Raw genomic sequence first — 12,903 nt, 5'->3', positions numbered from 1 at the left:
TGTAAAAGTAGCTGAAATTTGATATAGTAGTCCTATGTAAAAGACAAAGGAGAAAACAATGAATCCAAATATTACTTTTTTAATCATGCTTGTAGGTATGATGGCCTTGATGTTCTTTATGCAACGTTCTCAAAAGAAACAAGCTCAAAAGCGTATGGACAGCTTAAATAAACTACAAAAAGGCTATGAAGTGATTACAATCGGTGGACTTTATGGAACAGTCGATGAAGTAGATACGGAGAAGGGAACAATAGTTCTTGACGTAGATGGAGTTTACTTGACTTTTGAACTAGCTGCTATCAAGACAGTATTACCGCTGAAAGAAACAGCTTCACTAGAAGGCGCAATTGAAAAATAAGACGGGATCACGAACTCCCGTTTTTCTATAAAAGAAAGGAAGTGGGATGAAAAAATTAGTCTTTGTCTGTCTGGGAAATATTTGCCGTAGCCCTATGGCCGAGTTTGTTATGAAATCAATGACAGATAACTACGAAATCCAAAGTCGAGCGACTTCCTCTTGGGAACATGGCAATCCGATTCATAAGGGGACTCAGGGAATTTTTCAAGAGTATGAGATTCCTTATGACAAGAACAAGACATCGCTTCAGATTAGTAAGGAAGATTTTGAAGCCTTTGATTATATTATCGGAATGGACGCTTCAAATATTTCTGACTTACGTCAGATGTGTCCAGCAGACTGTCAAGATAAGATTTACTCATTTGCATCTGAAAGTGTTCCAGACCCTTGGTATACAGGAGATTTTGAGGAAACCTATCGACGTGTTCAAGAGGGCTGTCAAGTTTGGCTAGAACGTTTAGAAAAGGAGAGTGAAGATGGAAAATCTTAAGAATTTTTACAACAAGTATCGTGTCTATCTGACTCGTCCACGTTTAGAGCTTTTGGCAGTAGTTGCCATTGTTTTCTGTGCTGTACTCGTCTTTTTTCTAAATATTCCCGGAAAAGGTGTTCTAAAACTCGATAATGGAACGATTGTTTACGACGGCAGTCTTGTCCGTGGTAAAATGAATGGCCAAGGTACCATTACCTTCCAAAATGGAGACCAATATACAGGTGGCTTCAACAATGGAGCCTTCAACGGAAAAGGCACCTTTCAATCCAAAGAAGGCTGGACCTACGAAGGTGATTTTGTAAATGGTCAGGCTGAAGGAAAAGGGAAACTAACAACAGAACAAGAAGTCGTTTATGAAGGAACTTTTAAACAAGGCGTTTTTCAACAAAAATAAAGCCTCCTTATTAAAGGAGGTATTGTTAGAATGTTTAAGTAAGCGCTTACCTGTAAATCCCTTTCTTTCCAAGCTCCTCTTCCAAGCAAGTTTGTGAAATAAAAAAATATTTGAAATAAATTTCACAAACTTTAAAGAAAAAGCTTGCTAAGAAAAGATAATGACAAACATTTCACAAGGTGCTAAAAATTCTTTGTGAAATGTTTATGAAACTGTTTACAAAGTTGAAATAATACGTTATAATAAACTTGTGAAAAAATTAACAAAGGATATCAATCCTTGAAAGCTATGGAGGAAATTATGGCTGATAAAAAAACTGTGACACCAGAGGAAAAGAAACTCGCTGCTGAAAAGCATGTCGATGGATTGGTGCAAAAAGCTCTAGTTGCTCTTGAAGAAATGCGTAAGTTGGATCAAGAGCAGGTTGACTACATCGTTGCCAAAGCATCAGTAGCAGCTTTGGATGCCCACGGAGAATTGGCTTTACATGCCTTTGAAGAAACAGGACGTGGTGTATTTGAAGATAAAGCGACTAAGAACTTGTTTGCTTGTGAACACGTAGTAAACAACATGCGCCACACTAAGACAGTTGGCGTTATCGAAGAAGACGATGTAACAGGTTTGACTCTTATCGCTGAACCAGTTGGTGTTGTTTGTGGTATCACTCCTACAACAAACCCAACATCAACAGCAATCTTCAAATCATTGATTTCATTGAAGACACGTAATCCAATCGTTTTTGCCTTCCACCCATCAGCACAAGAGTCATCAGCTCACGCAGCTCAAATCGTTCGTGATGCTGCGATTAAAGCAGGAGCTCCTGAAAACTGTGTGCAATGGATTACTCAACCATCTATGGAAGCAACAAGTGCCCTTATGAACCACGAAGGTGTTGCGACAATCCTTGCAACAGGTGGTAATGCCATGGTTAAGGCGGCTTACTCATGTGGTAAACCAGCTCTTGGGGTAGGTGCCGGAAACGTGCCAGCTTATGTTGAAAAATCAGCAAACATTCGTCAAGCAGCACACGATATCGTCATGTCTAAATCATTTGATAACGGTATGGTCTGTGCATCTGAACAAGCGGTTATCATTGATAAAGAAATTTACGATGAATTTGTAGCAGAGTTCAAATCTTACCACACTTACTTTGTAAACAAGAAAGAAAAAGCTCTTCTTGAAGAATTCTGCTTCGGCGTGAAAGCAAATAGTAAAAACTGTGCTGGTGCAAAATTGAACGCTGACATCGTTGGTAAACCAGCAACTTGGATTGCAGAACAAGCAGGATTTACAGTTCCAGAAGGAACAAACATTCTTGCTGCAGAATGTAAAGAAGTTGGCGAAAATGAGCCATTGACTCGTGAAAAATTGTCACCAGTTATTGCAGTTTTGAAATCTGAAAGCCGTGAAGATGGTATTACTAAGGCTCGTCAAATGGTTGAATTTAACGGTCTTGGACACTCAGCAGCTATCCACACAGCTGACGAAGAATTGACTAAAGAATTTGGTAAAGCTGTTAAAGCTATTCGTGTTATCTGTAACTCACCTTCTACTTTCGGTGGTATCGGGGACGTTTACAATGCCTTCTTGCCATCATTGACACTTGGATGTGGTTCTTACGGACGCAACTCAGTTGGGGATAACGTTAGTGCCATTAACCTCTTGAATATCAAAAAAGTCGGAAGACGGAGAAATAATATGCAGTGGTTTAAAGTTCCTTCAAAAATTTACTTCGAACGCAATTCTATCCAATACCTTCAAACATGTGAAGATATTGAACGCGTTCTGATTGTTACAGACAAATCTATCGAAAAACTCGGTTTCGTTCAACGTGTTATCGATCAATTGAACGCACGTAGCAACCGTGTAACTATCCAAGTCTTCTCAGATGTTGAACCAGATCCAGACATCACAACTGTAGAACGTGGTGCTGAGGTGATGAAAGCATTTGAACCAGACACAATCATTGCTCTTGGTGGTGGTTCACCAATGGATGCAGCCAAAGTAATGTGGCTCTTCTACGAACAACCAGAAATCGACTTCCGTGACTTGGTTCAAAAATTCATGGATATCCGTAAACGCGCCTTCCGCTTCCCATCACTTGGTAAGAAAGCGAAGTACATCGGTATCCCAACAACTTCAGGTACTGGTTCAGAAGTAACACCATTTGCCGTTATCTCTGATAAGAAAAACAACCGCAAATACCCATTGGCTGACTACTCATTGACACCGACTATTGCCATTGTTGACCCTGCTTTGGTTGAATCAGTTCCAGACTTTATCGCTGCTGATACAGGTATGGATGTCTTGACACACGCGACTGAAGCCTACACTTCAAACTTTGCTAACGACTATACAGACGGTATTGCGCTTCAAACAATCAAACTTGTCTTTGAATGGTTGGAAAAATCTGTTAAGACAGCTGACCCAGAAGCTCGTGAGAAAATGCACAATGCGTCTACAATGGCTGGTATGGCCTTCGCCAATGCCTTCCTTGGAATGAGCCACTCAATGGCCCATAAGATTGGTGGTGTTCATCACACTGTTCACGGACGTACAAATGCTATCTTGCTTCCGTACGTTATCCGTTACAACGGAACTCGTCCAGCTAAGACTACTACATGGCCTAAATACAACTACTGGAAAGCTGATGAGAAATTCCAAGACATCGCGAAAATGCTTGGCTTGCCTCACTCAACTCCAGAAGAAGCAGTTGAGGCATACGCTAAAGCTGTTTACGAACTTGGTGTTGCAGTAGGTATCAAGATGAACTTCCAGGATCAAGGAATTGATGAAAAAGCTTGGAAAGACAGCTTGCATGAAATTGCTTTGCTTGCTTATGAAGACCAATGTTCTCCTGCTAACCCACGCTTGCCAATGGTAGCTGACATGGAAGAAATTATGGCAGATGCATATTATGGCTACAAAGAAAGACCAGGACGCCGTAAATAATTGTTATCAGTTTAGAGGCAGGAGTTATCCTGTCTCTTTTTTGTAATTCTATTTGAAAAATGGTATAATCATCGCATATATTTATTTGAAAATCAAATCTTTAATAATCATGCGAGGGGCAAATGAACAAGATAAATGAGTTAGGGGATAAAGTGCGACTTTTAAGAGAGGAGAAAGGCCTTAGTCGTCCAGTTTTTTGCGGAGATGAGTCTGAATTATCAGTGCGTCAGTTGGTGCGGATTGAAAAAGGAGAATTTCGCCCGACGATAAAAACCCTAGAATATATTGCAGATAGATTAGAAATTCCGTCCTACGTCTTGATGCCAGATTATAAGGAATTGCCTAAACGCTACCAAGAATTAAAGTACTTTCTTTTACATCATCCTGACTATGGAGACAAGGAGTTGCAGGAACAAAAGGAAGAATATTTCGATGAGATTTTTGAGAATTTTTATGATGATTTGCCACGTGATGAGAAAGTGCTAGTGGATTGTCTTCAAGCTATAGATGCAGTGAGAATGACTAGTAATTCCTTATATGGAAGCAGTGTGATTGAGGACAGTCTTCAAGACTTGCTATCCAGAGATGTATATAAAGCCGAGGACTTGTTGAAACTGAGACTGTATTTCAACTGTCAGTTAATGGATGGTTTAAATATGGGTGAGATAAAAGAATCTGAGCATGAAACCATTCTTTGTTTTCATGACAAACTAAGTTCTCAGGTTGATAAGATAGAGTTCGATTGTTTGGACTTACTTAGAGACTCCTTGTTAGCTTCTTTAACTTGTATAGAGATTATGGGGTTGCTTCCTTATTTTAAGAGGGCAGTCGAGACCTTAAATAAAATAGGGCAAAAAACACGAGATTTTCAAAAACAACCGATTGTCTTGATGGTGGAGTGGAAATATTATATTCAGACGGATTATGATACAGCCAAACAAAAGTATGAAGAAGCAAAAATGATGGCGAGGATGTTTGGCAATGAGAAGTTAATCGTTAGTTTAGATAAGGAATGGAGCGAGGATCTAGAAAGATATCGTTAAAGAGTTTATAGGAGTGACATTTCTGTCATTGAGGAAATGCCGCTTTTTTGTTACAATGAATTTTATACTCAATGAAAATCAAAGAGCAAACTAGGAAACTAGCCGCAGGCTGTACTTGAGTACGGCAAGGCGACGTTGACGTGGTTTGAATTTGATTTTCGAAGAGTATTACTTGATATACATCCAGAAGCAAACGAGGCAATAGAGAGAAAATTCTAAGTAGTAGGCCTATAGGGTCAATCAACTTGAAGGATTTTCTATAAGTGTGATGTATGACGATAACAGTTTTAAACAAGGGGGAAAGAATGTCCATTTTATCCATTAAAAATATTTCAAAGTTTTACACTTTGGACGGTAAACATCAAGAGCAGGCTCTAAGAAATGTTAACCTGCAGATTGCAAAAGGTAAAATTACAGCGATTTACGGTCCATCAGGCTGTGGCAAAACCAGTCTACTCAATATCATCAGCGGTTTAGATAGACAATATGAAGGAGATTTAGAGTTTAAAGGGGAATCCCTCCGTGACTTATCAGAGATTGAACTAACTCAATTTCGTAAAGATAAGATTGGATTTGTGTTTCAAAACTTTAACCTCATTCCTCATCAGTCTGTTTTGGACAATGTCAAGCTACCTCTCTATGTCAAAGATTTATCTGACAGGGAGATGACAATGGTTGCAAAGGAGCAATTAAGTAACTTGGGCATGGAGCCTTTTGTAGCTAAAAATGTTAAACAACTTTCTGGTGGGCAAAAGCAACGTGTAGCAATCGCGCGTGCACTGGTAAATCAGCCAGATATGATTGTAGCAGATGAGCCAACGGGTTCGCTGGATTCTCAATCTCAAGAAATGGTATTGGAGGTATTTAAAAATTTAGCCCAAACAGGGAAAACAGTATTGATCGTAACCCATAATCCAGAGGTTGCCGAGTATGCAGATGTGATTATCAAAATGAAGGATGGTGAAATCGTTGAAGAAGTCAAAAAATAAAGGATTATCATTGAAAAACAAATTCAAACTTTCTTTAAATAACTTTATGGAAAGAAAGTGGCGTAATCTATTGATTGCGCTAGCAACCTCAATCGGTTTTGTAGGAGTCTTAATTTCTTTCGGCTTGGGAAATGCATTGATTTCGATGATTGATGAAAATACGAATGGAGGTCAAATCCCTTCTCAAGTTCAGATTGCTTTAAACACAAAAAATGTTGGACGAGGCTTTTTGAACCAAGATGATAAGAACTATATCACGGATACAGTTGGCAAAGAAGCTATTAAATATTTGGAGAGTCCTTTTGGGATGATCATGTCAAATATGACTATAGATGGTCAAGAAATGGATCTGAGTCAAACGATGCCTTCTTATGCTCAAGTAGTGAGTCTATATGAGGATACAAGTATTTCTGTTAGTAGTAATGAGGCGGACAAAGTATTAGCCGGTTCCCTCTATACGGATTCAAATGAACAGGGATTGACGATTCCAAGCAGTTTACTAAAAAATTGGAATGAACAGACAGGAAAAAATCTGACAGCTAGTGATATTATTGGCAAATCAGTCTCAGCCAGCATTGTAGAAAATGATGCTGAAGCTAGCAAGACTGCTCAATTTCAAACAAAGATTGTACGTGTAATCAATGATGAAGATGACTTGGAGGACAGCAACAGTTTCATGCCGTCTCATCAAATGGAAACGATTTTGAAAGAGGCTGGATTTACAAAAGCTGTATCTTATTTTATCTTGGAACTCAAAGATCCATCACAAACAAAAGCGATAACAGAAGAATTGCAGAAAAACAAGAAGTATACTGTTCTTTCTCAACAGAAGGTTCTTGATATTGTGATTACTTTTATTCGTGTCATTCAGGGATTGTTGATTGTACTTTCATCACAAGCTATTGTGGTAGCAGCGGTCATGATTGGTATCATTATTTACATCAATATCATGCAACGTTCTAAGGAAATAGGTGTCATGAAGGCAGTTGGTTATCAAAATCGTGATGTCAAAGGAATTTTTATTTACGAGGCTATCTGGATTGTAGGAATCGCCTTGCTGCTGGCATTTTTGGTTGCACAAGGGGTGGGAAGTTTGGCGAATGCGGTTGTAAATCACTTTTACCCATCCATCACGAAGGTTTTTGAATTAAATCTTTTATCTGTTTTAGGAACTCTAGCTTTCGCTCTATTACTTGGTTATGTCTCAGCCTACTTCCCAGCGCGTAAAATTAGTAAAATGGATCCTGTAGAATCGCTACGATATGAATAGTAAGGAAGTTCTTGATTTATAGCCTTAAAAAGAAACAAACATAGAAAAACAATGCCCATACTTGCAATTCAACTCAAATAGTTATATAATAGGTTTGTTGAAAGGTGATTTGTAGTGATTCAAGTTACTCTTTTCACAATAAAAATTTCATGATTTTCATAAGGAGGAAATCACTAATGGTAGTTAAAGTTGGTATTAACGGTTTCGGACGTATCGGTCGTCTTGCTTTCCGTCGTATCCAAAACGTAGAAGGTGTTGAAGTTACACGCATCAACGACCTTACAGATCCAGTTATGCTTGCACACTTGTTGAAATACGACACAACTCAAGGTCGTTTCGACGGTACTGTTGAAGTTAAAGAAGGTGGATTCGAAGTTAACGGTAAATTCGTTAAAGTTTCTGCTGAACGTGATCCAGAACAAATCGACTGGGCTACTGACGGTGTAGAAATCGTTCTTGAAGCTACTGGTTTCTTTGCTAAGAAAGAAGCCGCTGAAAAACACCTTAAAGGTGGAGCTAAAAAAGTTGTTATCACTGCTCCTGGTGGAAACGACGTTAAAACAGTTGTATTCAACACTAACCACGACGTTCTTGACGGTACTGAAACAGTTATCTCAGGTGCTTCATGTACTACAAACTGCTTGGCTCCAATGGCTAAAGCTCTTCAAGACAACTTTGGTGTTGTTGAAGGATTGATGACTACTATCCACGCTTACACTGGTGACCAAATGATCCTTGACGGACCACACCGTGGTGGTGACCTTCGCCGTGCTCGCGCTGGTGCTGCAAACATCGTTCCTAACTCAACTGGTGCCGCTAAAGCTATCGGTCTTGTAATTCCAGAATTGAACGGTAAACTTGACGGATCTGCACAACGCGTTCCAACTCCAACTGGATCAGTTACTGAATTGGTAGCTGTTCTTGAAAAGAACGTTACTGTTGATGAAGTGAATGCAGCTATGAAAGCAGCTTCAAACGAATCATACGGCTACACAGAAGATCCAATCGTATCTTCAGATATCATAGGTATGTCTTACGGTTCATTGTTTGACGCAACTCAAACTAAAGTCCTTGACGTTGACGGTAAACAATTGGTTAAAGTTGTATCATGGTACGACAACGAAATGTCATACACTGCACAACTTGTTCGTACTCTTGAATACTTCGCAAAAATTGCTAAATAATTCATGAGTCGATAAAAAGCAAGGCCTCTTGGTCTTGCTTTTCTTATATGGAAAAATGGATGACACAATCATCCATTCTTTTTTAATTCTGTTTCAAAAGTATCTGATGGGACAGTGAAGCTTAATTTCTCTAGAGTAAGCGGATGGGTAAAGGACAGTCGGAAGGCGTGGAGCATAAGCCGACTCGTCTTTGAATTGCTGTTATAGAGAGGGTCGCCCAAAATAGGGAAGTTATGATGCGAAAGGTGCACACGAATCTGATGGGTTCGCCCTGTCTTTAGTTTACAACGGACAAGGGTCGTTTTGTTTGGGAATTGCTTTAATCTGCTTACATGCGTTTCAGCATATTGCCCATTTTTTGTATCAACTATTCGTTTTCTGCGGTCATGGCGATCACGCCCAATTTTGTCTTTGAAAACAAGTTCTTTGCTGTTGATATTTCCGTCAACAAGCGCCCAATATTCCCTAGAAATCTCTTTTTTCTCCAATAAGCGGTTGAGAATGGGCAGGATAAAAGGATTTTTTGCAAAGAGAACCAAGCCACTGGTTTCCATGTCCAGACGATGAACGACATAGCAGGTTTGGCCAACATAGGCACTGACATGGTTGAGAAGGGCGATTTCGTTTGGCTGATTACCATGCGTTTTCATCCCCTCTGGTTTGTTCACAATAACCAAGTGTTGATCTTGATAAACTTCCTGAACGAGATTTGGGTTGCCCCAAGGAATTTCTTTTTCGGGATAATCTTCTTCGTCAAAAGTCAACTGGCAAACATCTCCAGGATTTACCATCTTGTTCCAGTGAACTTCTTTTTGATTTATCAAAATATGTTTCTTGATCCTCAAAAAATGACGGATTTTTCTAGGGATGAGGAGTTGTTCCTCCAGTAATTGCTTAACCGTCATTTGAGGTAAAGAGTCTGGTAAAGTAAAAGTGAATTGCATACAGATATTGTAACAAAAAAAGCCCTATTTGGATAGAAAATAGCTAAATTCTTGTCTTCCTATGATGAAGATGATAAAATAAACGCATGAAATTAGATAAATTATTCGAGAAATTTCTTTCTCTTTTTAAAAAAGAAACAAGTGAACTAGAGGATTCTGGGTCTACTAGCTTGCGACGTTCTCGTAGTGATCGAAAAAAATTAGCCCAAGTAGGTCCGATTCGAAAATTCTGGCGTCGCTATCATCTAACAAAGATTGTCCTTATACTAGGTTTGAGTGCAGGCTTGCTAGTTGGAACCTATTTGTTTGCTGTAGCTAAGTCAACCAATGTTAACGATTTGCAAAACGCCTTGAAAACTCGGACTATCATTTTTGACCGTGAAGAAAAAGAGGCTGGTGCCTTGTCTGGTCAAAAAGGAACCTACGTTGAACTGATTGACATCAGTAAAAATTTACAGAATGCCGTTATTGCGACAGAAGACCGTTCTTTCTATAAAAATGACGGAATTAACTATGGCCGTTTCTTCTTGGCGATTGTCACTGCTGGTCGTTCAGGTGGTGGTTCTACTATTACCCAACAGTTGGCTAAAAATGCCTATCTGTCTCAGGATCAAACTGTTGAGAGAAAAGCGAAAGAATTTTTCCTTGCCTTAGAATTAACAAAAAAATATAGTAAGGATCAGATCTTAACCATGTACCTTAACAATGCCTATTTTGGAAATGGTGTGTGGGGTGTAGAAGATGCGAGTAAGAAATACTTTGGAGTTTCTGCATCAGAAGTGAGTTTGGATCAAGCTGCGGCTCTGGCAGGGATGCTCAAGGGGCCGGAATTGTATAATCCCTTGAATTCCGTAGAAGATTCAACTAATCGTCGCGACACTGTCTTACAAAATATGGTTGCAGCAGGATATATTGATAAAAACCAAGAAACCGAAGCTGCAGAAGTTGATATGACTTCGCAATTGCACGATAAGTATGAAGGAAAAATCTCAGATTACCGCTATCCTTCTTACTTTGATGCGGTTGTTAATGAAGCTGTTTCTAAGTATAATCTAACAGAGGAAGAAATTGTCAATAATGGCTACCGCATTTATACAGAGCTGGACCAAAACTACCAAGCAAATATGCAGGTTGTTTATGAAAACACAGCGCTATTTCCGAGAGCAGAGGATGGAACATTTGCACAATCAGGAAGTGTAGCTCTTGAACCGAAAACAGGAGGAGTTCGTGGAGTTGTCGGTCAAGTTGCTGACAATGATAAAACTGGATTCCGGAATTTCAACTATGCAACTCAATCAAAACGTAGCCCTGGTTCTACAATTAAGCCTTTAGTTGTTTATACGCCAGCAGTTGAGGCAGGTTGGGCTTTGAATAAGCTCTTGGATAACCATACCATGCAGTATGACAGCTATAAGGTTGATAACTATGCAGGAATTAAAACGAGTCGAGAAGTTCCTATGTATCAAGCCTTGGCAGAATCGCTTAATCTACCTGCTGTTGCCATTGTTAATGATTTGGGCGTTGACAAGGCTTTTGAGGCAGGAGAAAAATTTGGACTCAACATGGAAAAGGTCGACCGTGTTCTCGGCGTCGCTTTAGGAAGTGGTGTCGAAACCAATCCTCTGCAAATGGCTCAAGCATATGCTGCCTTTGCAAATGAAGGTTTAATGCCGGAAGCTCATTTTATTAGTAGAATTGAAAATGCTAGTGGTCAGGTTATTGCGAGCCATAAAAATTCACAAAAACGGGTGCTTGATAAGTCTGTAGCTGATAAGATGACCAGTATGATGTTGGGTACATTCACTAACGGAACCGGTATTAGTTCATCGCCTGCAGACTATGTTATGGCAGGGAAAACTGGAACAACTGAAGCAGTTTTCAATCCGGAGTACACAAGTGACCAGTGGGTGATTGGTTATACTCCTGATGTGGTGATTAGTCATTGGCTTGGTTTTCCGACCACTGATGAAAATCACTATCTAGCAGGTTCTACATCAAATGGTGCTGCTCATGTCTTTAGAAATATTGCCAATACCATTTTACCTTATACACCAGGAAGTACCTTTACAGTTGAAAATGCATATAAGAAAAATGGAATTGCACCAGCCAATACAAGAAATCAAGTACAGAGTAATGAAGAAAATCAGGCGGATAATAGCCTTTCTGATATTAGAAGTCGTGCGCAAAGTCTAGTAGATGAGGCTAGTCGGGCTATCTCGGATGCGAAGATTAAGGAAAAGGCTCAAACAATATGGGATTCGGTAGTCAATCTATTTCGCTAAGATGCTTGTCAAAGCCTAGCTTTCTTGTTATAATAGATAAGATGGAGGCGTTATGGCACTAAAAAAAGCAAGCCTAGCTTGTGCGGTTTGTGGTTCGAGAAACTATTCAATCAAGATTAGTGGAACCCCCAAGCCTACACGACTAGAAGTAAATAAATTTTGTAAGCATTGTGGCAAGTACACTACACACAGAGAAACGAGATAGGAGAGAGCGATGCGTTTTATTGGAGATATTTTTAGACTTCTTAAAGACACAACATGGCCAACTCGCAAGGAAAGCTGGAGAGATTTTCGTTCTATCATGGAATACACAGCTTTCTTTGTAGTAATTATTTACATTTTTGACCAGTTGATTGTTTCAGGTTTGATTCGATTTATTAACATTTTTTAGAAGAGTAGTGAAAGTACACTAAAAATCTTCTATTTATGAAAGGAAATATCATGGATAGTTTTGATAAAGGGTGGTTTGTTTTACAAACTTATTCTGGTTATGAAAATAAGGTAAAAGAAAATTTATTACAACGTGCACAAACCTACAATATGTTGGATAATATTTTACGCGTTGAAATTCCAACGCAAACAGTGCAAGTTGAAAAAAATGGAAAGAGAAAAGAAGTAGAAGAAAATCGCTTTCCAGGTTATGTTCTTGTAGAAATGGTCATGACAGATGAAGCTTGGTTTGTTGTTCGAAACACACCAAATGTTACAGGATTCGTCGGATCTCACGGAAATAGATCAAAACCAACTCCATTATTGGAACAAGAAATTCGTGATATCTTGGTTTCTATGGGACAAACTGTACAAGAGTTTGATATCGATGTTGAAGTTGGTCAAACTGTACGTATTATTGATGGTGCTTTTGCAGACTACACTGGTAAGATTACAGAAATTGATAATAACAAAGTGAAGATGATTATCTCTATGTTTGGTAATGACACAGTTGCAGAAGTAAACCTAAACCAAATCGCAGAATTATAACCCAAAGAGAGGCAAG

13 protein-coding genes are annotated in these 12,903 nt (G+C 39.1%); 12 read left to right on the top strand and 1 reads right to left on the bottom strand.

The features are described from left to right. The first annotated feature begins 58 nt into the window (after nucleotides 1–58). The 8 genes from yajC (at nucleotide 59) to gap (ending at nucleotide 8,683) form a co-directional block, all read left to right on the top strand. Nucleotides 59–358 carry a preprotein translocase subunit YajC gene (gene yajC / locus B4W83_RS07545; protein ID WP_001069050.1) on the top strand — a complete coding sequence of 100 codons (300 nt, stop codon included), beginning with the start codon at nucleotides 59–61 and terminating at the stop codon, nucleotides 356–358. 46 nt (nucleotides 359–404) lie between these two features. After that, nucleotides 405–848, top strand: coding sequence for a low molecular weight protein-tyrosine-phosphatase (locus B4W83_RS07540; protein WP_000737439.1), 444 nt, complete (start codon nucleotides 405–407; stop codon nucleotides 846–848). Then, nucleotides 835–1,245, top strand: coding sequence for an MORN repeat-containing protein (locus tag B4W83_RS07535; protein ID WP_000429322.1), 411 nt, complete (start codon nucleotides 835–837; stop codon nucleotides 1,243–1,245). The genes B4W83_RS07540 and B4W83_RS07535 overlap by 14 nt, the downstream gene beginning before the upstream one ends. Nucleotides 1,246–1,545: 300 nt before the next feature. Continuing rightward, the gene (gene adhE, locus B4W83_RS07530; protein WP_000763953.1) at nucleotides 1,546–4,197 is read left to right on the top strand and encodes a bifunctional acetaldehyde-CoA/alcohol dehydrogenase; all 2,652 of its coding nucleotides are present in this window, start codon (nucleotides 1,546–1,548) and stop codon (nucleotides 4,195–4,197) included. A gap of 122 nt (nucleotides 4,198–4,319) precedes the next feature. Further along, nucleotides 4,320–5,240: a helix-turn-helix domain-containing protein gene (locus tag B4W83_RS07525; RefSeq protein ID WP_001033774.1), complete on the top strand. Its 921-nt coding sequence runs from the start codon at nucleotides 4,320–4,322 to the stop codon at nucleotides 5,238–5,240. 305 nt (nucleotides 5,241–5,545) lie between these two features. Next, nucleotides 5,546–6,229: an ABC transporter ATP-binding protein gene (locus B4W83_RS07520; RefSeq protein ID WP_007284917.1), complete on the top strand. Its 684-nt coding sequence runs from the start codon at nucleotides 5,546–5,548 to the stop codon at nucleotides 6,227–6,229. Continuing rightward, entirely contained in the window at nucleotides 6,198–7,499 is a 1,302-nt protein-coding gene (locus B4W83_RS07515; RefSeq protein WP_007284918.1) for an ABC transporter permease, read from the top strand. The genes B4W83_RS07520 and B4W83_RS07515 overlap by 32 nt, the downstream gene beginning before the upstream one ends. A gap of 176 nt (nucleotides 7,500–7,675) precedes the next feature. After that, nucleotides 7,676–8,683: a type I glyceraldehyde-3-phosphate dehydrogenase gene (gene gap, locus B4W83_RS07510; protein ID WP_000260684.1), complete on the top strand. Its 1,008-nt coding sequence runs from the start codon at nucleotides 7,676–7,678 to the stop codon at nucleotides 8,681–8,683. A gap of 68 nt (nucleotides 8,684–8,751) precedes the next feature. Here gap and B4W83_RS07505 read toward each other — a convergent pair whose 3' ends face one another. Then, nucleotides 8,752–9,627: an RluA family pseudouridine synthase gene (locus tag B4W83_RS07505; RefSeq protein ID WP_001160820.1), complete on the bottom strand. Its 876-nt coding sequence runs from the start codon at nucleotides 9,625–9,627 to the stop codon at nucleotides 8,752–8,754. An 86-nt stretch (nucleotides 9,628–9,713) separates the two neighbouring features. Between B4W83_RS07505 and pbp2a the strand changes: the two genes are divergently transcribed. Genes pbp2a through nusG form a run of 4 tightly spaced genes read left to right on the top strand, consistent with a single transcriptional unit; the run spans nucleotide 9,714 to nucleotide 12,887 of the window. Then, complete coding sequence (pbp2a, locus tag B4W83_RS07500) at nucleotides 9,714–11,909, top strand: penicillin-binding protein PBP2A (protein ID WP_000762638.1); 2,196 nt, start codon at nucleotides 9,714–9,716, stop codon at nucleotides 11,907–11,909. Nucleotides 11,910–11,961: 52 nt separating this feature from the next. Then, nucleotides 11,962–12,114: a 50S ribosomal protein L33 gene (rpmG, locus tag B4W83_RS07495; protein WP_014017356.1), complete on the top strand. Its 153-nt coding sequence runs from the start codon at nucleotides 11,962–11,964 to the stop codon at nucleotides 12,112–12,114. A 9-nt stretch (nucleotides 12,115–12,123) separates the two neighbouring features. After that, on the top strand, nucleotides 12,124–12,300 hold the full coding sequence (secE, locus tag B4W83_RS07490) for a preprotein translocase subunit SecE (RefSeq protein ID WP_001210991.1): 177 nt from the start codon (nucleotides 12,124–12,126) through the stop codon (nucleotides 12,298–12,300). Nucleotides 12,301–12,350: 50 nt separating this feature from the next. Beyond that, nucleotides 12,351–12,887, top strand: a complete 537-nt coding sequence (gene nusG / locus B4W83_RS07485) for a transcription termination/antitermination protein NusG (protein WP_000376740.1) — start codon at nucleotides 12,351–12,353, stop codon at nucleotides 12,885–12,887. Nucleotides 12,888–12,903: the final 16 nt, after the last annotated feature.

The sequence above is a fragment of the Streptococcus pseudopneumoniae ATCC BAA-960 = CCUG 49455 genome (assembly GCF_002087075.1).
GTDB lineage: Bacteria > Bacillota > Bacilli > Lactobacillales > Streptococcaceae > Streptococcus > Streptococcus pseudopneumoniae.
This window is presented reverse-complemented; position numbering and strand designations above follow the sequence as displayed.

What these genes read in the sequence shown, in the direction of transcription:
- yajC (WP_001069050.1), top strand. Translation starts at nt 59, where the DNA reads ATGAATCCAAATATTACTTTTTTAATCATGCTTGTAGGTATGATGGCC.
- B4W83_RS07540 (WP_000737439.1), top strand. Translation starts at nt 405, where the DNA reads ATGAAAAAATTAGTCTTTGTCTGTCTGGGAAATATTTGCCGTAGCCCT.
- B4W83_RS07535 (WP_000429322.1), top strand. Translation starts at nt 835, where the DNA reads ATGGAAAATCTTAAGAATTTTTACAACAAGTATCGTGTCTATCTGACT.
- adhE (WP_000763953.1), top strand. Translation starts at nt 1,546, where the DNA reads ATGGCTGATAAAAAAACTGTGACACCAGAGGAAAAGAAACTCGCTGCT.
- B4W83_RS07525 (WP_001033774.1), top strand. Translation starts at nt 4,320, where the DNA reads ATGAACAAGATAAATGAGTTAGGGGATAAAGTGCGACTTTTAAGAGAG.
- B4W83_RS07520 (WP_007284917.1), top strand. Translation starts at nt 5,546, where the DNA reads ATGTCCATTTTATCCATTAAAAATATTTCAAAGTTTTACACTTTGGAC.
- B4W83_RS07515 (WP_007284918.1), top strand. Translation starts at nt 6,198, where the DNA reads ATGGTGAAATCGTTGAAGAAGTCAAAAAATAAAGGATTATCATTGAAA.
- gap (WP_000260684.1), top strand. Translation starts at nt 7,676, where the DNA reads ATGGTAGTTAAAGTTGGTATTAACGGTTTCGGACGTATCGGTCGTCTT.
- B4W83_RS07505 (WP_001160820.1), bottom strand. Translation starts at nt 9,627, where the DNA reads ATGCAATTCACTTTTACTTTACCAGACTCTTTACCTCAAATGACGGTT.
- pbp2a (WP_000762638.1), top strand. Translation starts at nt 9,714, where the DNA reads ATGAAATTAGATAAATTATTCGAGAAATTTCTTTCTCTTTTTAAAAAA.
- rpmG (WP_014017356.1), top strand. Translation starts at nt 11,962, where the DNA reads ATGGCACTAAAAAAAGCAAGCCTAGCTTGTGCGGTTTGTGGTTCGAGA.
- secE (WP_001210991.1), top strand. Translation starts at nt 12,124, where the DNA reads ATGCGTTTTATTGGAGATATTTTTAGACTTCTTAAAGACACAACATGG.
- nusG (WP_000376740.1), top strand. Translation starts at nt 12,351, where the DNA reads ATGGATAGTTTTGATAAAGGGTGGTTTGTTTTACAAACTTATTCTGGT.